The following is a 19,798-nucleotide window of genomic DNA, read 5'->3' on the forward strand; positions in this document are numbered from 1 at the left end:
GTAAATTATGAGGAGGACTATCCTATGTTTAAAAAATTATTCGGTTTTGGTTCAAAAACAAATGAAGAAACAATCGTAGCTCCATTAACTGGAGCAGTGAAAAATATTGAAGAAGTACCAGATCCAGTATTCGCTGGTCGTATGATGGGTGAAGGTGTTGCAATCGATCCTACTGAAGGCGTAGTTGTATCTCCAGTTGATGGTGAAATCGTACAATTATTCCACACGAAACATGCGATTGGAATTAAAGCGAAAAACGGTACAGAAATTTTAATCCACGTTGGATTAGAAACTGTAAAAATGGAAGGCGAAGGTTTCGAAGCTCACGTTTCTGAAGGCCAAGCTGTAAAAGCTGGAGATAAATTAATCTCATTCGACTTAGAATTAATCCGTGAAAAAGCGAAAAGCACAATTACTCCAATCGTTATTACAAACACAGATGCAGCTGAGTCTATTAAGACAACTGTAGGCGTAACAGCTACAAAAGGTTCAACAGAAGTAATGAAAGTTACAATGAAATAATTATTGTATAAGAGGAGTCCGTTTCATATGAAATGGATTCCTTATTTTGTTTTGTAGTACGCTTGCTATGTATGTTAAAATACTCTAGGCACTTGGAAATAGGGTTTCACATATATGTGGATAAGGCGCATTTTTCTTAGAAAAAATATAAGAGAAATGTGCCTTTCGTATATTCACATTTCTTTTGTTCTATTCTTATGTACGTTATGATGAAAGATAGGAAAAAGAAGAAAAGGGGTGGGTTTGGATGAAACGAGTGTTATTTATTTGCACTGGAAATACATGCCGTAGCCCGATGGCGGAGGCGTTACTTCGTCATCATGGAGAAGGTAAGTTTGAAGTGCAATCTGCTGGTGTTTTCGCCTATCCTGGAAGTGATGCGTCGATATATGCAAAGGAAGCTTTAGCTGAAAAGGGAATTACAATCGATCATGCTTCGCAGCAGATAAATGAAGCTTTGATTGATTGGGCAGATATTGTAGTAACAATGACGGAAAACCATAAGCAAATTGTACTTGGGCATTATCCGAGGGTTGAAAAGAAAGTGGATACATTATATGGAGTAACTGAGGGGATAAGTAAGGATATTTCAGATCCATTTGGCGGGTCACTTTCTATTTATAAAGAAACGTTAGAAGAGATGGAAAAACTTGTACAAACTTTACTGAAAAAACATTCAGAAGGTTGATGTTTCGTGTATAATACGATATTGGAGATCACTTCGTTCCATTAAGGTAACGAGTGAGAAATGAAGATAATTGATTGAAACTTTGGAGGGGTAAAAATGAAAGTAGTAGTAGCATCTGATCACGGCGGTATGAATATCCGTAAAGAACTTGTAAGTTTATTAGAAGAGTTAAATATTGAATATATTGATTTAGGTTGTGAATGTGAAGCTGGTTCTGTTGATTACCCTGATTTTGCGTTTCCAGCAGCGGAAATGGTAGCGAATGGCGAAGTAGATCGTGGTATTTTAGTTTGTGGGACAGGCATCGGTATGTCAATTGCAGCAAACAAAGTAAATGGTATTCGTTGTGCATTAGTTCATGATACTTTCAGTGCGAAAGCAACGAGAGAGCATAATGATACGAACATGTTAGCAATGGGCGAGCGTGTAATTGGTGCAGGTCTAGCACGTGACATCGCAAAAATTTGGTTAACAACTGACTATGAAGGTGGCCGTCACGAAAACCGCGTAGGAAAAATTAAAACATACGAAACAAAGTAATAGATTCTAACTAGAAGTAGTATTAAATATAATTTGGTGAACCAACCTGTGAAAGGAAGAGGCGTAATGACAGAAATCGTAAAGGTAAGAGAACAGTTACAAATTTCGCTTTCTGATTTCCAAGAACAAGCTTCATTACAAAGTGGTCAAATTTTTGTAGTGGGGTGTAGCACGAGCGAAGTGCTAGGAGAAAGAATTGGGACGTCAGGAACGATGGAAGTAGCAGAGGCGATTTTTTCTGAGTTAAAACAATTTCAAGAGCAAACAGGTATTGAGTTGGCGTTTCAATGTTGTGAGCATTTAAACCGTGCTTTAGTAGTTGAGAGAGAGTTAGCGATGAAATATCAATTTGAAATTGTAACAGTTACGCCTGTTAGATCAGCAGGTGGTGCATTAGCAACATATGCGTATCACAATTTGAAAGATCCGGTAGTAATTGAGTTTATTAAAGCAGATGCAGGAATGGATATTGGTGATACATTTATTGGTATGCATTTAAAGCATGTAGCTGTTCCGGTTCGTACAGGTGTGAAGGAAATTGGAAGTGCGCATGTAACGATGGCAACTACACGTGGAAAACTAATTGGTGGAGCACGTGCTGTTTATGCGGCGAAGGAAGAGACTATCTCTTGCCGTTAGACATGAAAAATTATAAAGTCGCATAATAGCTTTATATCGAAAGATAAAAGGTATGTAGTCTGACCTTATAATAGAAGAAAGAAAAGACCGATTTTCGGTCTTTTTTTTCTTTTATGATATAGAAAGTCATGTTAGAATGTAGTTGAAAACATGAAGGTTCGAAAGAATTACAACCTGAATTTTCGTTTTTTCTGAATAAATGAGAAAAAACTATTGGGAATCGATGTAATTCGTTCAGAAAAGGGGGATTTTGGTGGATCATTTAAAACGTCAAGATGAAAAGATATTTGCTGCAATTGAGGCAGAACTAGGAAGACAGCGTTCAAAGATTGAGTTAATTGCTTCGGAAAACTTCGTAAGTGAAGCAGTAATGGAGGCGCAAGGTTCTGTTTTAACGAATAAGTATGCTGAGGGATATCCTGGAAAACGTTACTATGGTGGCTGTGAGCACGTAGACGTAGTGGAAGATATCGCACGTGATCGCGCGAAAGAAATTTTTGGCGCAGAGCATGTAAATGTTCAACCGCATTCTGGTGCACAAGCGAACATGGCAGTATACTTCACGATTTTAGAGCAAGGCGATACAGTACTTGGTATGAATTTATCTCATGGTGGTCACTTAACACACGGAAGCCCTGTTAACTTCAGTGGAGTACAATATAATTTCGTAGAATATGGCGTGGATGCTGAATCTCACCGTATTAATTACGATGATGTATTAGCAAAAGCGAAAGAACATAAACCCAAATTAATCGTTGCAGGTGCAAGTGCATATCCTCGTGTTATCGATTTCAAACGATTCCGTGAGATTGCAGATGAAGTGGGTGCATACTTTATGGTTGATATGGCACATATCGCTGGTTTAGTAGCTGCTGGTTTACATCCAAACCCAGTACCACATGCACATTTCGTTACAACGACAACACATAAAACATTACGTGGTCCACGTGGTGGTATGATTTTATGTGAAGAGCAATTTGCAAAACAAATTGATAAATCAATCTTCCCTGGTATTCAAGGTGGTCCACTTATGCACGTAATTGCTGCAAAAGCTGTTGCATTTGGTGAGACGCTACAAGATGATTTTAAAACATATGCACAAAATATCATTAATAATGCGAACCGCTTAGCTGAAGGTCTTCAAAAAGAAGGACTTACACTTGTTTCTGGTGGAACAGACAATCATTTAATCCTGATTGATGTTCGTAACTTAGAAATCACAGGTAAAGTAGCAGAGCACGTATTAGATGAAGTTGGTATTACAGTGAACAAAAATACAATTCCATTTGAAACAGCAAGCCCATTTGTAACAAGCGGTGTACGTATTGGTACGGCAGCTGTAACATCTCGTGGTTTCGGTTTAGAAGAAATGGATGAAATTGCGTCACTTATTGCTTACACATTAAAAAATCATGAAAATGAAGCTGCATTAGAAGAAGCAGGTAAGCGTGTAGAAGCGTTAACGAGCAAATTCCCAATGTACACAGACCTATAATAGATTAAAGAAGACTGCTGAGACGTAATTGTTTTGGCAGTTTTTTTTTGGACATATATTGTTCTTTAAGTATGTATACAAATGATGAATAAATTTTGGCGATATAATGAAGGATACAGCTCCCATAATTGGTAAAGATACTAGATAGATTCATCGTAAAATCATGATTTTGCCAAATTTGCCCTTGAATATTAGTAGCGTTTTCTTTACAATCGTAAATAGTGTAAAAAAGCGTGCAAACGCATGAATATCATCTAAAGGAGAGATTCACATGGGAAAACTGTATGTATTTGATCACCCGTTAATTCAACATAAGATTACATATATTCGCGATAAGAATACAGGTACGAAAGATTTTCGTGAATTAGTGGACGAAGTAGCAAGTTTAATGGCTTTCGAAATTACTCGCGATCTTCCACTTAAAGACATTGAAATTGAAACACCTGTAAGCAAAGCGACAACAAAAGTGATCGCTGGTAAAAAGCTTGGTTTAATTCCGATTTTACGTGCAGGTTTAGGAATGGTTGATGGAATTCTGAAATTAATTCCAGCAGCAAAAGTAGGACACGTTGGTTTATACCGTGACCCTAAAACATTGCAACCGGTAGAATACTATGTGAAACTTCCAACGGATGTAGAAGAGCGTGACTTCATCGTACTAGATCCGATGCTAGCAACAGGTGGTTCTGCAGCTGAAGCAATTAACTCTCTGAAAAAGCGCGGTGCAAAACAAATTAAATTAATGTGTATCGTTGCAGCTCCAGAAGGAGTAAAAGTAGTACAAGAAGAACATCCTGATGTTGATATTTATGTAGCAGCATTAGATGAAAAATTAAATGACCACGGATATGTAGTACCAGGTCTTGGTGATGCTGGTGACCGTTTATTCGGAACGAAGTAAGACAACTGACGAGAGGGGGTTCCCTCTCGTTTTTTTGTACCTTGATGAGGTAGGGAAGGGGGGATAAATATACATAGTATATACAACATAAGTTGCATACACATCACATATAATATAGAAGTCTTACGTCTAAAGAGCACTATATTATGGAAGGAAAGCGTTATATCTTAAAAATATAATAGTGACAAACTTGTGAACATTTCCTTCTATTATAAAGAGAAAACTGTTAGAAATTGCATATCTCTAACCAGTATTTAGAAGGGGAACGTTTTCATTTTTGGGAGGAAATGACTAATACTCAAATTTTTTGATTTTTTACGATTTCTCGTTGACACTGTTAATACCCTATTGTATGCTAACAACGGGGATAGATGGTAGGGCTTTCAGTGACAAAAATACATCTATTCCGTGACGAAAATGTAAACTTTTTATTTTGTATAGGATTTATGCAAAAAAATGAGTTATTATTAACACATCGTGAATGAGGGTTACATATTGGAGGGATGAATCCTTGCAAAAAAACGATCGCAGCCATATAAAAGCTTATGCTTTAATGTCAGGTATTCTTGCTCAGTTAGTCGGTTCTATTCTTATTGGAATCTTTGGCGGGCAGTGGATTGATAGTAAGGTTGGAACGTTTCCATTGTTTCTTATTATAGGGTTATTACTCGGATTAGGAACAGGGATATACGCAATGATTCGACTCATTCGACATTACTATTCGGGAGAGCAATGATGATAGACGTACATGGACTTGTCCAAAGACAAAAGAAATATATGTACTACTTGCTTGCGCTTCTAGTGCTAGGATGGGGATTCACCTCTTACAAGGATGTATTTCTTGGGCTGATTATCGGAACGATTTTCAGTTTTCTTAGTTTGCGCATCATTGCACGTAGAACAGACAAGCTGTTGGATCGCGTAACAAATGGAGAAAACGTGAAATTTAAGGCGACAGCGGTAAGTACATATTCGAGATTCGCCACGATTGGATTATTAATTTTATTTGCAGCCAAATATCAAGAGTTAATTGCGATGTGGGGCCTAGGTGTAGGATTGCTGACAGGATACCTTGTCATGATCATAGATTTTCTTTATTTAGAGTATAAGAGCAGGGAAGAGAGGTGAATTACTAGTGGAACACGGTAAATTAGTTGAATTTCTAGGTTTAACGTTCGATTTGTCATCAGTTATGATGGTTACTGTAGCAGCAGTTATTGTTTTCTTAATCGCTGTTATTGGAACTCGCAGTTTAGCCCTTCGCCCAACCGGGATGCAAAACTTCATGGAATGGGTGTTTGACTTCGTGAAAGGGATTATCAATAGTACGATGGACTGGAAAACAGGTGGACGTTTCTTAACGCTTGGCGTTACGCTTATCATGTTTATCATCGTATCGAACTTCCTTGGTTTACCATTCATGTATTCAACAGTTGAGGCTGGCGAACATATTGCATGGTGGAGATCACCAACGTCTGATCCAGCAGTTGCATTAACATTAGCCGTGATGGTAGTTACCCTCACCCATTATTATGGAATTAAGATGAAGGGTACGAAAGAATACGTAAAAGGTTATTTCCAACCTATGAAATTCTTATTCCCATTAAAGGTTATTGAGGAGTTTGCTAACACATTAACGTTAGGTCTTCGTTTATTCGGTAACATTTATGCAGGTGAGATCTTATTAGGATTACTTGCTAAGTTAGGCGGGGCATCATTCCTTGGAGCATTAGGTGCGCTTGTACCAATGTTAGCATGGATGGGATTCAGTGTATTCGTTGGATCAATCCAGTCATTTATTTTCGTTATGTTAACGATGGTTTATATGGCTCATAAAGTAAGCCATGACCATTAATATAATTTAAGTAAGAAAAAATTTATTTTTTTATAATACAAAGGAGGACAAATTAAATGAGTTTAGGTGTAATCGCAGCTGCAATTGCAATTGGTTTATCAGCATTAGGTGCAGGTATTGGTAACGGTCTTATCGTATCACGTACAATCGAAGGTGTTGCTCGTCAACCAGAATTAAAAGGCGCACTTCAAACAATTATGTTCATCGGGGTTGCTTTAGTTGAGGCACTTCCAATCATCGGTGTAGTTATTGCATTCATCGTAATGAACAAATAAGGGAGACTCCCCTTACATAGATGGCGAAGAGTGTTTTTCCGAACTTTCTTCGCCATTGCTTTATGAACGAAACGTATGTCTTTTTTTTTCATATGATCAATTTAGATATTTTGAAGGGAGTGAATCCTTGTGCCAACTTTATTATTAGGGGCTTCCATTCCATTTGGAACGATTGCTTATACATTGTTCATTTTCTTACTTCTATTAGTAATGCTACGCAAATTCGCGTGGGGTCCTTTAATGGGAATTATGAAAGAACGTGAAGAGCATGTTACTAATGAAATCGACGCTGCAGAAAGAAGTAATGCTGAAGCGAAGAAATTAGTAGAAGAACAGCGTGAAATGTTAAAACAATCGCGTGTTGAAGCACAAGAGTTAATCGAAAGAGCGAAAAAACAAGCTGTAGATCAAAAGGATGTTATTGTTGCTGCTGCGAAAGAAGAAGCAGAATCAATTAAAGCATCTGCTGTACAAGAAATTCAACGCGAAAAAGAGCAAGCGATTGCTGCTTTACAAGAACAAGTCGCTTCTTTATCTGTTCAAATTGCTTCTAAAGTAATTGAAAAAGAGTTAAAAGAAGAAGATCAAGTTAAGTTAATTCGCGATTATATTAAAGAAGTAGGAGAAGCGCGATGAGCAATGGGATTGTAGCAAAACGTTATGCTGTCGCTCTTTTTAAAATTGCAAAAGAAAAACACGTATTAGAAATGTTTGAAGAGGAATTACGCCTTGTACAAAACGTTTATGTAAAGAACGGAGAACTACATAGCTTTTTAACGCAACCGAACATTTCAAAAGAGCAGAAGAAAACGTTTCTTGCGAACGTATTCGGATCTGTTTCTGAATCTATTTTAAATACGTTATATATTTTAATTGATAACAAACGCATTGATATCTTACCTGAAATTGCAGATGAATATGTTGTTCTTGCTAATGAAGAACGTAACGTAGCCGACGCAACTGTATATTCTACTCGTCTTCTATCAGAAGAAGAGAAGCTTAACATTGCAGAAGCATTTGCAAAGAGAACGGGAAAAGATGCAATTCGCGTAAAAAATGTTGTAGATGAAGATTTACTAGGCGGCATTAAAGTACGTATTGGAAATCGCATTTACGACGGAAGCTTACAAGGAAAATTAGCACGTATTCAGCGTGAATTAATGAAGAATAGATAGGGGTGAAGCACATGAGCATCAGAGCTGAAGAAATTAGCGCACTGATAAAGCAACAAATCGAGAACTATCAGTCTGAAATCGAAGTTAGTGATGTTGGTACAGTTATCCAAGTTGGTGACGGTATTGCGCGTGCTCATGGTCTTGATAACGTTATGGCTGGTGAACTTGTAGAGTTCTCTAACGGCGTTATGGGACTAGCACAAAACTTAGAGGAAAACAACGTAGGTATCATTATTTTAGGACCTTACACAGAAATTCGTGAAGGTGACGAAGTTCGTCGTACTGGTCGCATCATGCAAGTACCAGTAGGAAAAGAACTAATCGGTCGTGTTGTAAACCCATTAGGTCAACCAGTTGATGGTTTAGGCCCAATCAATACAACAAACACTCGTCCAATCGAAAGTCCAGCACCAGGTGTAATGGATCGTAAATCTGTTCATGAGCCACTTCAAACAGGTATTAAAGCGATTGATGCTCTTGTACCAATTGGCCGTGGTCAACGTGAGTTAATCATTGGTGACCGTCAAACAGGTAAAACAGCAGTTGCACTTGATACAATCATTAACCAAAAAGATGAAGATATGATTTGTATCTATGTAGCTATCGGACAAAAAGAATCAACTGTACGTAACGTAGTAGAAACACTACGTAAGCACGGTGCATTAGATTACACAATCGTTGTAACTGCATCAGCTTCTCAACCAGCTCCATTATTATACTTAGCTGCTTATGCTGGTGTAACAATGGGTGAAGAGTTCATGTACAATGGTAAACACGTATTAGTAGTATATGATGACTTATCAAAACAAGCAGCGGCTTACCGTGAGCTTTCATTACTATTACGTCGTCCTCCAGGTCGTGAAGCATATCCAGGGGATGTATTCTACTTACATTCTCGCTTATTAGAGCGTGCAGCAAAATTAAGTGATGCAAGAGGCGGCGGTTCTTTAACTGCACTACCTTTCATCGAAACACAAGCAGGGGACGTATCAGCTTACATCCCAACAAACGTAATTTCTATTACGGATGGACAAATCTTCTTACAATCTGACCTATTCTTCTCTGGCGTACGTCCAGCGATCGATGCGGGTACTTCTGTATCTCGTGTAGGTGGATCTGCTCAGATTAAAGCAATGAGTAAAGTATCAGGTACACTTCGTCTTGACCTTGCATCTTACCGTGAGTTAGAAGCGTTCGCTCAGTTCGGTTCTGACCTTGATAAAGCAACTCAAGCGAAACTAAACCGTGGTGCTCGTACTGTTGAGGTATTAAAACAAGGATTACACAAACCATTACGTGTAGAGAAACAAGTTATCATTCTTTACGCTTTAACACGTGGATTCCTAGATGATATCCCAGTAGTAGATATCACTCGTTTCGAAGAAGAATTCCATGCTTGGTTAGATTCTAATGCGACTGACTTATTAGAAGAAATCCGCACAACTAAGAAACTTGCGGATGACGACAAATTTGCAGCAGCTATTAATGGATTTAAAAAAGTATTCGTAGCTTCTGAATAATAATTGAAAGTGAAGTCGACTGTTCAGCCCCATCGGCTAAGGTTCTTTCCCACAAAAGGTGCTTTCTACCTTTTGGTGGGGAAGGTTCTTAGACGAAAGGGGCTAGGAGATGGAACTAGATAAATAAAAGCGGAAGCGGCTCGTCCTGAATGTGAGGGGGAAGAAGTGAAGCCACCGAACATTCAAGCCGCTGGAGCTAGATAATAATATATAAAAGGCATCTCAAGTTTTGAGATTGCTGACGGTTATGTAAAGGAAAAGAGTAGGTGCACCTATTCTTTTCCTTCAATCATGAGCAAGAATATCTTGCAACGTAGATTAGGAAGAGAATTCTTACTAATCGTGCCAACTTCCGGAAAAAAGGTGGTGAAAACCTGTGGCATCTTTACGCGATATAAAAGCGAAGATTAACTCGACAAAGAAAACGAGTCAAATTACGAAAGCGATGGAGATGGTATCTGCATCTAAGTTAAACCGTGCAGAGCAAAATGCTAAATCTTTCGTTCCGTATATGGAAAAGATTCAAGAAGTAGTAGCGAGCATTGCGCAAGGAAGTAAAGGAATTAATCATCCCATGCTAAATGCGCGTCCTGTAAAGCGTACAGGATACATCGTTATTACATCTGATCGCGGACTAGCAGGTGGTTATAACAGTAACGTATTGCGTACAGTGAGTAACGTAATTCGTGAACGTCATAATATGGACTCAAACCAATATTCAATTATTGTGCTTGGCCGACTAGGACGTGATTATTTAAAACGTCGCGGCTTTAACATCATTGATGAAGTAGTTGGACTATCTGACCACCCATCATTTACTGATATTAAAGATCTTGCTTCTCGAGCAATTGCGATGTTTGCAGATGGTGCTTATGATGAGCTGTATATTTACTACAACCATTACGTAAGTAAAATTTCACAAGAAGTAACGGAAAATAAAATTTTACCGCTTACTGATGTGGCGTCTGATAAACCGACGACAGCTTATGAATTCGAACCTTCTGAAGAAGAAATTTTAAAAGTACTATTGCCACAATACGCAGAAAGCTTAGTGTACGGTGCATTACTAGACGGTAAAGCAAGTGAACACGCAGCGCGTATGACAGCAATGAAGAGTGCTACAGACAATGCAATGGAAGTTATCGATTCACTTACACTTTCATTCAACCGTGCGCGTCAGGCAGCGATTACGCAAGAAATTACGGAAATCGTTGGTGGGGCAGCAGCGTTAGAGTAGTAATAAAAAGCGTAGGCGGTTCGTTCAGAATGAGAGGGGGATGGAGCTTTTGACGTAGAGGCGATTTGTGCCTCACAGGAAAAAGCGAAGCCACCGAACATTCTAACCGCCGGAGCTAGATTCAGTAAAAAGTGGAAGCGGCTCTTTTCAAAGAGTCGCGTAAGCTATAAACCAATGCAAAATGAAAAGCTAACTGCTCGTAGCAAGTTGGCTAATTAAAAGAAAGCTAGGAGGGAACCCGATGAATAAAGGGCGCGTTACGCAAATCATGGGTCCGGTTGTAGACGTTAAGTTTGATGGCGGAAAGCTACCAGAAATCTACAACGCCCTTACGGTAAAACAAAGCAACGAAAACGGAACAAGCATTAACTTAACATTTGAAGTTGCACTTCATTTAGGTGATGATACAGTTCGTACAGTTGCAATGTCTTCCACAGACGGACTTGTTCGTGGTACAGAAGTAGAAGATACTGGTAAAGCAATCTCTGTACCAGTTGGTGATGCAACACTTGGTCGCGTATTTAACGTATTAGGTGATGCAATTGACTTAGATGGAGAGGTTCCTGCCGATGTACGTCGTGATCCAATTCACCGTCAAGCACCTGCATTCGAAGAATTATCTACTAAAGTAGAAATTCTTGAAACTGGTATTAAAGTAGTAGACTTACTTGCTCCTTACATTAAGGGTGGTAAGATCGGTCTATTCGGTGGTGCCGGTGTAGGTAAAACGGTATTAATTCAGGAATTAATTAATAACATCGCACAAGAACACGGTGGTATCTCTGTATTCGCTGGTGTAGGTGAGCGTACTCGTGAGGGTAACGATTTATACCATGAAATGAGCGATTCTGGCGTAATTAAGAAAACTGCGATGGTATTCGGACAAATGAACGAGCCACCTGGAGCACGTCAACGTGTTGCATTAACAGGTTTAACAATGGCTGAACATTTCCGTGATGAGCAAGGACAAGACGTACTTCTGTTCATCGATAATATCTTCCGTTTCACGCAAGCAGGTTCTGAAGTATCTGCCCTTCTTGGTCGTATGCCATCTGCGGTAGGTTACCAACCGACACTTGCAACAGAAATGGGTCAATTACAAGAGCGTATTACATCTACAAATAAAGGATCTATCACGTCTATCCAAGCGGTATATGTACCAGCCGATGACTATACGGATCCAGCACCAGCTACAACGTTCGCTCACTTAGATGCAACAACAAACTTAGAGCGTCGTTTAACACAAATGGGTATTTACCCAGCCGTAGATCCATTAGCATCTACATCTCGTGCACTTTCTCCAGAAATCGTAGGAGAAGAGCATTATGAAGTAGCTCGTCAAGTACAGCAAACTTTACAGCGTTATAAAGAGCTTCAAGATATCATCGCTATCTTAGGTATGGATGAGTTATCTGAAGAAGATAAGTTAGTTGTACATCGTGCTCGTCGTATTCAATTCTTCTTATCTCAAAACTTCCACGTAGCTGAGCAGTTTACAGGTCAAAAAGGTTCTTACGTACCTGTAAAAAATACAGTTAGCGGATTTAAAGAAATTCTAGAAGGAAAATATGATGACCTTCCAGAAGATGCATTCCGTCTTGTAGGTAGTATTGAAGAAGTTATTGAAAACGCGAAGAAAATGATGGCGTAAGGCCTTAGGAGGGACGAATTATGAAGACATTTCCAGTCAGTATTGTAACTCCTGATGGACCGGTTTACGAAAAAGAAGTAGAAATGGTAAGCGTAAAAGCAGAGAGTGGGGAAATGGGGATCTTACCGGGTCACATTCCAACTGTTGCACCATTAAAAATTAGTGCAGTTCGTCTGAAACATGGTGGACACACTGATTATGTAGCAGTAAGCGGTGGCTTTATCGAAGTTCGTCCAGATAAAGTAACTGTATTATCATCATCTGCTGAAGAAGCAAACCATATCGATATCCATCGTGCAAATGAAGCGAAGCGTCGCGCTGAGCAACGTATGCAAGATAAACAAGCACATGTTGACTTTAGACGTGCAGAAATGGCATTACAACGTGCTGTGAACCGTTTAAACGTTTCCGATATGAAATAAAAAATCCGTAAAGGCTTTGCCTTTACGGATTTTTTTGTAGTTCATGGATAATTTTACAAAAATGGTATAATTATATTGATGCTTGTATAAGTAGAGAATGTACAACAATTTATAAAGGGGATGAATAAATGATCGGTGAAATGAAACGAGAAGCGTTGCACTCTTTAAAGGGAAAATGGGGACTAGGTGTTGGATCAACGATTTTATATTTTATTTTAAGTTATGTTGTTTCAATGGCTGCAATGCTTATACTTTTAATTCCAGGAGTTATTATATTTTTACTATTTGCTAGTTTAACAGGTTCACTTGAAGAGGAAACAATATCAATTGGAGCAGGTATTACATTTGGTATTTTTTATTGCATCATAATAATTTTGAGTAACGCATCGTATGGAATTACCTCATACGGTTATACGAATGTATTTTTACAGATGAGTAAACGAGAAGGTGCTAAAGTAGATCACTTATTCGAAGGGTTTCGTGGCTTTAAAAGAATGATGAAAACAATGTGGGCAATGCTTGCGATTTTGTTATATACAGGTACATGGATTCCAATGTTGCTAGTAGCCTTATTCGCATTTTTCGGTGAAGAAGGAAATACGTCGTTTACTATCGCTTTCTTTGTACTATTAGCTATTTCAATCGTTGTTATGATTGTGATGTATTTTTCTTATACGATGACGTACTATGTAATGGTTGAAAATCCAGAGTATAGTGTGTCACGAGCAATGAAAGAAAGTAAGCATCTTATGAAGGGACATAAGTTAGATTTATTTCTTTTATGGCTTAGTTTTATAGGATGGGGTATTTTAGCGATTTTAACACTTGGAATAGGTTTTCTTTGGCTTAGTCCGTATATGAGTACAACGACAGCGCATTTTTATCGCTATCTTTCAAAAGATGAATTGTAGTAGGGACATGCTATACTAATAGAGTTATTACGTATAGGAGGAACATTATGATTAGTGACTTAAAAGGAGAAGCGCTTGATTCATTAGAAGGGAAATGGGGATTATCTGTCGGTGCAACATTATTGATTTCGATTCTTATTTCAGCTTTTAGTTTTAGTATTAATTTCATTTTCTCTCAGGTTTGGGATTGGAAAGAAGCAAATAGCTCACTTTCAGTAGACGTTATTTCAATATTGATGGTAGGTCCATTAACGCTAGGTGGTTATTATTTAGCACTGCATATCATTCGTGAAAAAGAAGCACGTATTGGGCATATATTCAGATGGTTTACAGAAGGAAGTAAGTTTATAAAGTCATTTTTATTATATATAGTAGTGAACATTTATATTTTCTTATGGTTTTTACTATTTATTATTCCAGGCATTATTAAATCATTTTCTTATGCGATGACGTACTTTATAATAAATGATCATCCTGAGTATTCTATAAATCAAGCTATTACAGAAAGCCGTCGTATGATGGATGGACATAAGATGGAGTATTTCATTTTATGTTTAAGTTTTATTGGTTGGTTTATATTAAGTTGTATTACATTAGGGATTGGATTCTTATGGCTAATTCCATATTTTTATACGACGTCAGCAGCTTTTTATGAAGAAATTGCAGAGGAATATTACGAGAAAAAAATTCCGACAGTATAAAAACACCCAGTATGAGCTATTGGTTCATACTGGGTGTTTTTTGTAGAAATTTTATAAATTGATGACTAGTAAGTGGTTTACTGAAATAGTAACCTTGCATATATTTACAGTTGTTATTTTGTAGAAACTTAAGTTGTTTTTCCGTTTCAATTCCTTCAGCAACGACAGAAAGGTTTAAAGTATTCGCAAGGGAAAGGATAGTGGAAACGATGGCTCTTTCCTCAGGCCGATGATCGGCTAGTTGTGTAAATTCTCTCGGTACTTTTAATGTATCGATAGGGAAAATTGATAAATAAGCGAGAGAAGAATAGCCGGTACCGAAGTCATCAATGGACGTTTGAATACCATATTCCTTTAATTGCTTTAGCCTGGATAATGTTTCTTTTTCGTTGATCATCGCAATTCGTTCTGTTAGCTCAAGTGTTACATGCTTTGGATCGACTTTAATGTCTGTTAGTATTTGTGAAATGTTCTTGATTAAATTCTCTTGCTGGAACTCTTTTGCTGATAAGTTCACACTTATTTTTAAATCTTTGTAGCCAAAAGTATGCCATATTTTTAACTGGCGACAAGATTCTTTTAATACCCAATGACCGAGCGGAACGACTTGTGGCGTCTCTTCTACAATTGGAATGAACTCACATGGCGGAATGTCACCTAGGAGTGGGTGTTTCCAGCGTATTAATGCTTCGGCACCAATAATCTTTTTCGTCGTAATATCAACTTGTGGTTGATAGACGAGATAAAATTCTTCGTTTACTAAAGCGAGTGGTAAATCTTTTTCAATTCGGGCTTTTCGTTCCATTTTTTTATACAATTCTTTCGTGTACAGAGAGCTACCATTTTTTCCTTTGTTCTTTGCTTCGTACATGGCCATATCGGCATGCTGTAAAATAGACAATGGATCTTCACCTGCTTCAGGATATATTGCAATCCCGATGCTCGGTGAGATTTGTAAATGTTGATTTTCGATTTCGAATGGTTCGTTCATGTCTGCTACAATCGTATCAGCTATTTTTTTTACATCTGGTCTTTTTTTATAATTTTCGATAAGGATTGTGAACTCATCCCCAGCTAGCCGGGCAAGCTTCATATTTGGTGTCGATAGTCTTTCGAGTCTTTTTGCTACTGCAATTAATAGAAGGTCTCCTACCCTATGACCGAGGGTATCATTAATAACCTTAAAGCGGTCTAGGTCGAGAAACATAACAGCAAAAGGCCTTTTTGATATTTCGGATCGAGCAATTGCTTGTTCTACATATTGATGAAATGCACGGCGATTTGCAAGCTCTGTTAAAGTATCATGGTATGCCAGAAAATTAATTTGTTCTTGTTGTTGTTTGCTTTCCGTAATATCTTTAATCATTAAATAAACGCCAGAAATATGATTCTTTAAAAAGATAGGAACAGCTGTAACATGCAAGTAGTAAATATCTCTATTTTTATGATATGCCCGTATTTCTAAAGAAATAGATTTCCCCTTTTTTACGCGATGAAAGGCATTAATGATTTCTTCCAAATCTTCTTCATACATAAGTGAATAGTAAGGCTGATTTAATAATTCATTCGTTTGATAACCGAGCAAAGTAGTACCAGCGTTATTCACTTTGAGAAAATTACCGTACAAATCTAAAGTGAAGATTGGATCTGGATGATGCTCATATAAAGATTTAAACATCTGTTGGTTATGATATAGTTCATTTTTTTGTTCTACTAAATCTTCTGTACGTAGTTCAATTTGTTTTTCGAGTTCCGAGTTGAATTGCATTTGGGCTAGTAATAATATTTTATTTTGTCTTCGAACTAAACTATGGCGTATGAGAACGAAGGAGAAAGTTATCATAAGCCCGATTACTACAATAGGTGCAAAAACATATTCAACTAATATAAAAACAATAAGCATTACTACAGAAATATAAGGTAATGATAATCTGATCGATTCTCCAAGTTTAGGGGTTAATAGTACTTGTTCTTGTTTTTCAGGTTCTTTTGTATGCAGAATACAGGCGATTGCTACTAGTACTAAAGCTACTTGATAGAGAGGAGTAACTGTAAACATAGAATACTCTGGTGTGAAGTATTTGATATAAGCATAAATCGCGTCTGTAGTAGCATACAAAATTAAAGCACCGCCAAGAAGCGCACCAACTTTTTTTGATAATAAGGATAAAGGCTTGAATAAAAGATTGATTCCTATGAGAAAAAAGAGTAAATCGGCCATTGGATAGGTAAGTTGAACAAATATGTCGATATAGGATGTTGAAGAAACGTGAATGGTTCGTTCGATAAGTAAGTAGTAACTTAAAGTAAATTGGGCTGTAACAATAATACAAATATCACATATCATAAAAAGCTTTTCTAATAAATCGCGGTTATAGATGATTTCATATAGAAAGGCAAATGCAAAGCTAATTAAAAAAAGTAGGTAAAAAAAGTCAGACGGATCAACGAATGTATAATAATCCTTTAAAATTAAACGTTGATAGGCAACGACTAAATCACCAATGAAATAAGAGAGGGTTCCAACAGATAATATGGTCCAAAATAAACAAGGTAACCCTTCTTTCCTATTTGAAAAATAAAGTATATAACTACAAGCGATAATATCAATGAATAAGGTACTCATTCCAATTAATATTTGAAAAGGAAATGAGTATCCATATAGAAAAGGCATTGCCACGTAATGAATCGCTATAGACAACAATATAATGCTTATAAGAATACTTACATGTGTTTGTTTTTTCATTTATCTCACCCACGGTATATACATATAAATTCCTCTTTTTATTTTTTATTGAAAAACATATATAATTTCTATACTTATTTTGCACAGGTATAGCGAGTTATAAAAATAGATTTTAATAATTCTCGTTTCTGTTCCCAACATATCGACATAGGAATTTGAAGTTTGCTATAATGATTAAAATAGTTGCATTATTTAGAAAAATTTAAAAATAATAATTACTGCAACTAGGACATATTGTTTACTAAGTGAACTTGTTCTTAATTCAGGGGGGAGGGTTTCACAATGGCAAGTGTATATGAAAATAGTTATATGATCGTTTTGATTTTCTTGCTATTAGGCATATTGCTGCCGGTAGTGGCTCTTACATTAGGAAGGATGCTGCGTCCAAACAAACCAAGTGCAGCGAAAGCGACGACGTATGAGAGTGGGATTGAGCCCTTTCATGATGCAAACATTCGGTTTCATGCTCGTTATTATATTTTTGCTTTATTGTTTGTCATCTTTGATGTAGAAACTTTATTTTTATATCCATGGGCTGTTGCATATGACAAGCTCGGTTTATTTGCACTGATTGAAATGCTCATCTTTGTTGTAATGTTGCTAGTTGGATTAGCGTATGCTTGGAAAAAGAAGGTGTTACAATGGTTATAAATTTTGAGGAATTACATCCAAATGAACGAGCGGAATTAGAACGAAATATCTTTTTTTCTACATTGGAGCAGTTGAAAGGGTGGGCACGCAGCAATTCTTTATGGCCGATGACATTCGGACTAGCATGCTGTGCAATTGAAATGATGGGAGTAGGTTCGTCACATTACGATTTAGATCGATTTGGGTCATTCTTTCGGACTTCACCAAGGCAATCGGACGTTATGATTGTGTCGGGAACGGTAACGAAGAAGATGGCTCCTATTGTTCGGCGTTTATACGATCAAATGCCTGAACCAAAATGGGTGATTGCAATGGGATCTTGTGCGACAGCAGGTGGCCCATATGTAAATTCATATGCTGTTGTGAAAGGTGTAGATCAAATTGTACCAGTTGACGTGTATATTCCTGGCTGCCCACCAAATCCCGCCGCTTTAATTTATGGAATTAATAAATTGAAAGAAAAAATTCGTTACGAGGCAAAGACGGGAAAGCAGGTGACGAATAAATGAGTGATCCAAATAAAGACCTAGAGGATTTGAAAAGAGAAGCGGCTAGGCGTGCGAAAGAAGAGGCGAGAAAGCGTCTTGTTGCGAAACATGATACGGAAATAAGGAAACTTGAGGAAGAAGATCGAGAAAAAGAGAAAGCGCTACCAAAAAATGATAGTATGACTGTGGAAGAAGCAAAACGACGTGCAGCAGCCGCCGCAAAAGCAAAAGCGGCAGCGTTAGCAAAGCAAAAAAGAGAAGGAACAGAAGAGGTAACGGAAGAAGAGAAGGCCAAAGCGAAGGCGAAGGCAGCAGCCGCCGCAAAAGCAAAAGCGGCAGCGTTAGCAAAGCAAAAAAGAGAAGGAACAGAAGAGGTAACGGAAGAAGAGAAGGCCAAAGCGAAGGCGAAGGCAGCAGCCGCCGCAAAAGCAAAAGCGGCAGCGTTAGCGAAGCAAAAAAGAGAAGGAACAGAAGAGGTAACGGAAGAAGAAAAGGCCAAAGCGAAAGCGAAGGCAGTCGCCGCTGCAAAAGCAAAAGCGGCAGCGTTAGCGAAGCAAAAAAGAGAAGGAACAGAAGAGGTAACGGAAGAAGAGAAGGCCAAAGCGAAGGCAGCAGCAGCCACAAAAGCAAAAGCGGCGGCATTAGCGAAGCAAAAAAGAGAAGGAACAGAAGAAGTAACGGAAGAGGACAAGGCTAAGGCGAAAGCAAAGGCCGTGGCGGCCGCAAAGGCAAAAGCAGCGGCGTTAGCGAAGCAGAAGGCCTCTCAAGGTGATGGGGATTCGGGAGATGAAAAGGCGAAGGCAATTGCAGTAGCGGAGGCAAAAGCAAAAGCGGCAGCAAGGGCGAAGACAAAGGGCGCTGAAGGTAAAGCGGAAGAGGAGCCGAAGCAGGAAGAGCGATCCGTGAATCAGCCGTATTTAAATCAGTATGTTGAAGTTATTAAGGTGAAAATTGGAGAGGATACATTAGTAGATTCCTACATTAATAAACTTTCAAAAGACGTGCCAACTCTTGTGGTGGAGCCCTCAAAATATTATGAAGTAATGGAGTTACTGCGATTCCATGAGGGACTTGCTTTTGATTATATGTCAGAGTTACATGCGACGGATTTTGTGACACATATGGAAGTATATGTTCATTTATTTTCATATGGAAAGAAACAGTCAGTAGCGGTGAAGGTGAAGCTGGATAGAGAAGAGCCACAAGTAGAATCGGTGACAGCGTTTTGGAAAGGCGCGGACTGGCCAGAACGAGAAGCGTATGATTTGCTCGGCATTGTATTTAAGGGACATCCGAATTTGTCACGTATTTTAATGCCTGATGATTGGATAGGGTATCCGCTTAGGAAAGATTATGAACCGCATGATGTGGAGGTGTAGCT

General features: G+C 38.1%; 23 protein-coding genes. 22 read left to right on the forward strand and 1 reads right to left on the reverse strand.

Annotated elements, in window-relative coordinates:
• Nucleotides 1-24: 24 nt before the first annotated feature.
• From FS802_RS20860 to FS802_RS20955, 19 genes are all read left to right on the forward strand, one after another.
• Complete coding sequence (locus FS802_RS20860) at nt 25-522, forward strand: PTS sugar transporter subunit IIA (protein ID WP_000473647.1); 498 nt, start codon at nt 25-27, stop codon at nt 520-522.
• Between the two features lie 247 nt (nt 523-769).
• Nucleotides 770-1,210 carry a low molecular weight protein arginine phosphatase gene (locus tag FS802_RS20865; protein WP_000832348.1) on the forward strand — a complete coding sequence of 147 codons (441 nt, stop codon included), beginning with the start codon at nt 770-772 and terminating at the stop codon, nt 1,208-1,210.
• A gap of 96 nt (nt 1,211-1,306) precedes the next feature.
• Complete coding sequence (gene rpiB / locus FS802_RS20870; RefSeq protein ID WP_000869917.1) at nt 1,307-1,750, forward strand: ribose 5-phosphate isomerase B; 444 nt, start codon at nt 1,307-1,309, stop codon at nt 1,748-1,750.
• Between the two features lie 66 nt (nt 1,751-1,816).
• Nucleotides 1,817-2,389, forward strand: a complete 573-nt coding sequence (locus FS802_RS20875) for a TIGR01440 family protein (protein ID WP_000136363.1) — start codon at nt 1,817-1,819, stop codon at nt 2,387-2,389.
• 253 nt (nt 2,390-2,642) lie between these two features.
• The gene (gene glyA / locus FS802_RS20880; RefSeq protein ID WP_144525431.1) at nt 2,643-3,884 is read left to right on the forward strand and encodes a serine hydroxymethyltransferase; all 1,242 of its coding nucleotides are present in this window, start codon (nt 2,643-2,645) and stop codon (nt 3,882-3,884) included.
• Between the two features lie 271 nt (nt 3,885-4,155).
• Nucleotides 4,156-4,785, forward strand: a complete 630-nt coding sequence (gene upp / locus FS802_RS20885) for a uracil phosphoribosyltransferase (RefSeq protein ID WP_000517539.1) — start codon at nt 4,156-4,158, stop codon at nt 4,783-4,785.
• A gap of 371 nt (nt 4,786-5,156) precedes the next feature.
• Nucleotides 5,157-5,270 carry a DUF4024 domain-containing protein gene (locus tag FS802_RS20890; RefSeq protein ID WP_000232961.1) on the forward strand — a complete coding sequence of 38 codons (114 nt, stop codon included), beginning with the start codon at nt 5,157-5,159 and terminating at the stop codon, nt 5,268-5,270.
• A 26-nt stretch (nt 5,271-5,296) separates the two neighbouring features.
• Nucleotides 5,297-5,521 carry an AtpZ/AtpI family protein gene (locus tag FS802_RS20895; protein WP_001171220.1) on the forward strand — a complete coding sequence of 75 codons (225 nt, stop codon included), beginning with the start codon at nt 5,297-5,299 and terminating at the stop codon, nt 5,519-5,521.
• A complete protein-coding gene (locus FS802_RS20900; RefSeq protein WP_000567600.1) occupies nt 5,521-5,913 on the forward strand; it encodes an ATP synthase subunit I in 393 nt (130 codons plus the stop codon). Before FS802_RS20895 ends, FS802_RS20900 begins: the two co-directional genes overlap by 1 nt.
• Before the next feature lie 7 nt (nt 5,914-5,920).
• Complete coding sequence (atpB, locus tag FS802_RS20905; RefSeq protein ID WP_000399874.1) at nt 5,921-6,640, forward strand: F0F1 ATP synthase subunit A; 720 nt, start codon at nt 5,921-5,923, stop codon at nt 6,638-6,640.
• Between the two features lie 56 nt (nt 6,641-6,696).
• Entirely contained in the window at nt 6,697-6,915 is a 219-nt protein-coding gene (gene atpE, locus FS802_RS20910) for a F0F1 ATP synthase subunit C (protein WP_000052064.1), read from the forward strand.
• 129 nt (nt 6,916-7,044) lie between these two features.
• Entirely contained in the window at nt 7,045-7,551 is a 507-nt protein-coding gene (gene atpF, locus FS802_RS20915) for a F0F1 ATP synthase subunit B (RefSeq protein ID WP_001142625.1), read from the forward strand.
• Complete coding sequence (atpH, locus tag FS802_RS20920) at nt 7,548-8,090, forward strand: F0F1 ATP synthase subunit delta (RefSeq protein WP_000064683.1); 543 nt, start codon at nt 7,548-7,550, stop codon at nt 8,088-8,090. Before atpF ends, atpH begins: the two co-directional genes overlap by 4 nt.
• Before the next feature lie 11 nt (nt 8,091-8,101).
• A complete protein-coding gene (atpA, locus tag FS802_RS20925; RefSeq protein WP_000027511.1) occupies nt 8,102-9,610 on the forward strand; it encodes a F0F1 ATP synthase subunit alpha in 1,509 nt (502 codons plus the stop codon).
• A gap of 376 nt (nt 9,611-9,986) precedes the next feature.
• Nucleotides 9,987-10,847 carry a F0F1 ATP synthase subunit gamma gene (gene atpG / locus FS802_RS20935; RefSeq protein ID WP_000157696.1) on the forward strand — a complete coding sequence of 287 codons (861 nt, stop codon included), beginning with the start codon at nt 9,987-9,989 and terminating at the stop codon, nt 10,845-10,847.
• Between the two features lie 241 nt (nt 10,848-11,088).
• Complete coding sequence (atpD, locus tag FS802_RS20940; RefSeq protein ID WP_001032604.1) at nt 11,089-12,498, forward strand: F0F1 ATP synthase subunit beta; 1,410 nt, start codon at nt 11,089-11,091, stop codon at nt 12,496-12,498.
• A gap of 20 nt (nt 12,499-12,518) precedes the next feature.
• Nucleotides 12,519-12,920 carry a F0F1 ATP synthase subunit epsilon gene (gene atpC, locus FS802_RS20945; RefSeq protein WP_000847206.1) on the forward strand — a complete coding sequence of 134 codons (402 nt, stop codon included), beginning with the start codon at nt 12,519-12,521 and terminating at the stop codon, nt 12,918-12,920.
• A 128-nt stretch (nt 12,921-13,048) separates the two neighbouring features.
• Nucleotides 13,049-13,831 carry a DUF975 family protein gene (locus FS802_RS20950; protein ID WP_098708137.1) on the forward strand — a complete coding sequence of 261 codons (783 nt, stop codon included), beginning with the start codon at nt 13,049-13,051 and terminating at the stop codon, nt 13,829-13,831.
• A 47-nt stretch (nt 13,832-13,878) separates the two neighbouring features.
• Nucleotides 13,879-14,532, forward strand: coding sequence for a DUF975 family protein (locus FS802_RS20955; RefSeq protein WP_098708138.1), 654 nt, complete (start codon nt 13,879-13,881; stop codon nt 14,530-14,532).
• 16 nt (nt 14,533-14,548) lie between these two features.
• On the opposite strand, the gene FS802_RS20960 is transcribed toward FS802_RS20955, so the two are convergent.
• On the reverse strand, nt 14,549-17,278 hold the full coding sequence (locus FS802_RS20960; RefSeq protein ID WP_098720637.1) for a putative bifunctional diguanylate cyclase/phosphodiesterase: 2,730 nt from the start codon (nt 17,276-17,278) through the stop codon (nt 14,549-14,551).
• A gap of 282 nt (nt 17,279-17,560) precedes the next feature.
• Here FS802_RS20960 and nuoA point away from each other — a divergent pair, with 282 nt between their 5' ends.
• The 3 genes from nuoA to FS802_RS20975 are packed head-to-tail and all read left to right on the forward strand — an operon-like array spanning nt 17,561 to nt 19,796.
• A complete protein-coding gene (gene nuoA, locus FS802_RS20965) occupies nt 17,561-17,929 on the forward strand; it encodes an NADH-quinone oxidoreductase subunit NuoA (RefSeq protein ID WP_000179273.1) in 369 nt (122 codons plus the stop codon).
• Entirely contained in the window at nt 17,920-18,438 is a 519-nt protein-coding gene (nuoB, locus tag FS802_RS20970) for an NADH-quinone oxidoreductase subunit NuoB (RefSeq protein WP_000236331.1), read from the forward strand. The genes nuoA and nuoB overlap by 10 nt, the downstream gene beginning before the upstream one ends.
• The gene (locus tag FS802_RS20975) at nt 18,435-19,796 is read left to right on the forward strand and encodes an NADH-quinone oxidoreductase subunit C (RefSeq protein ID WP_144525433.1); all 1,362 of its coding nucleotides are present in this window, start codon (nt 18,435-18,437) and stop codon (nt 19,794-19,796) included. The genes nuoB and FS802_RS20975 overlap by 4 nt, the downstream gene beginning before the upstream one ends.
• Nucleotides 19,797-19,798: the final 2 nt, after the last annotated feature.

Source organism: Bacillus sp. DE0042 (genome assembly GCF_007680225.1).
In the GTDB taxonomy this organism is placed as follows: domain Bacteria; phylum Bacillota; class Bacilli; order Bacillales; family Bacillaceae_G; genus Bacillus_A; species Bacillus_A wiedmannii.

Coding starts and splice junctions, on each gene's coding strand:
- upp (WP_000517539.1), top strand. CDS start 4,156: ATGGGAAAACTGTATGTATTTGATCACCCGTTAATTCAACATAAGATT.
- nuoA (WP_000179273.1), top strand. CDS start 17,561: ATGGCAAGTGTATATGAAAATAGTTATATGATCGTTTTGATTTTCTTG.
- atpH (WP_000064683.1), top strand. CDS start 7,548: ATGAGCAATGGGATTGTAGCAAAACGTTATGCTGTCGCTCTTTTTAAA.
- FS802_RS20865 (WP_000832348.1), top strand. CDS start 770: ATGAAACGAGTGTTATTTATTTGCACTGGAAATACATGCCGTAGCCCG.
- FS802_RS20890 (WP_000232961.1), top strand. CDS start 5,157: ATGGTAGGGCTTTCAGTGACAAAAATACATCTATTCCGTGACGAAAAT.
- FS802_RS20950 (WP_098708137.1), top strand. CDS start 13,049: ATGATCGGTGAAATGAAACGAGAAGCGTTGCACTCTTTAAAGGGAAAA.
- FS802_RS20975 (WP_144525433.1), top strand. CDS start 18,435: ATGAGTGATCCAAATAAAGACCTAGAGGATTTGAAAAGAGAAGCGGCT.
- FS802_RS20875 (WP_000136363.1), top strand. CDS start 1,817: ATGACAGAAATCGTAAAGGTAAGAGAACAGTTACAAATTTCGCTTTCT.
- FS802_RS20960 (WP_098720637.1), bottom strand. CDS start 17,278: ATGAAAAAACAAACACATGTAAGTATTCTTATAAGCATTATATTGTTG.
- atpE (WP_000052064.1), top strand. CDS start 6,697: ATGAGTTTAGGTGTAATCGCAGCTGCAATTGCAATTGGTTTATCAGCA.
- FS802_RS20900 (WP_000567600.1), top strand. CDS start 5,521: ATGATAGACGTACATGGACTTGTCCAAAGACAAAAGAAATATATGTAC.
- atpA (WP_000027511.1), top strand. CDS start 8,102: ATGAGCATCAGAGCTGAAGAAATTAGCGCACTGATAAAGCAACAAATC.
- atpD (WP_001032604.1), top strand. CDS start 11,089: ATGAATAAAGGGCGCGTTACGCAAATCATGGGTCCGGTTGTAGACGTT.
- atpC (WP_000847206.1), top strand. CDS start 12,519: ATGAAGACATTTCCAGTCAGTATTGTAACTCCTGATGGACCGGTTTAC.
- nuoB (WP_000236331.1), top strand. CDS start 17,920: ATGGTTATAAATTTTGAGGAATTACATCCAAATGAACGAGCGGAATTA.
- FS802_RS20955 (WP_098708138.1), top strand. CDS start 13,879: ATGATTAGTGACTTAAAAGGAGAAGCGCTTGATTCATTAGAAGGGAAA.
- rpiB (WP_000869917.1), top strand. CDS start 1,307: ATGAAAGTAGTAGTAGCATCTGATCACGGCGGTATGAATATCCGTAAA.
- FS802_RS20860 (WP_000473647.1), top strand. CDS start 25: ATGTTTAAAAAATTATTCGGTTTTGGTTCAAAAACAAATGAAGAAACA.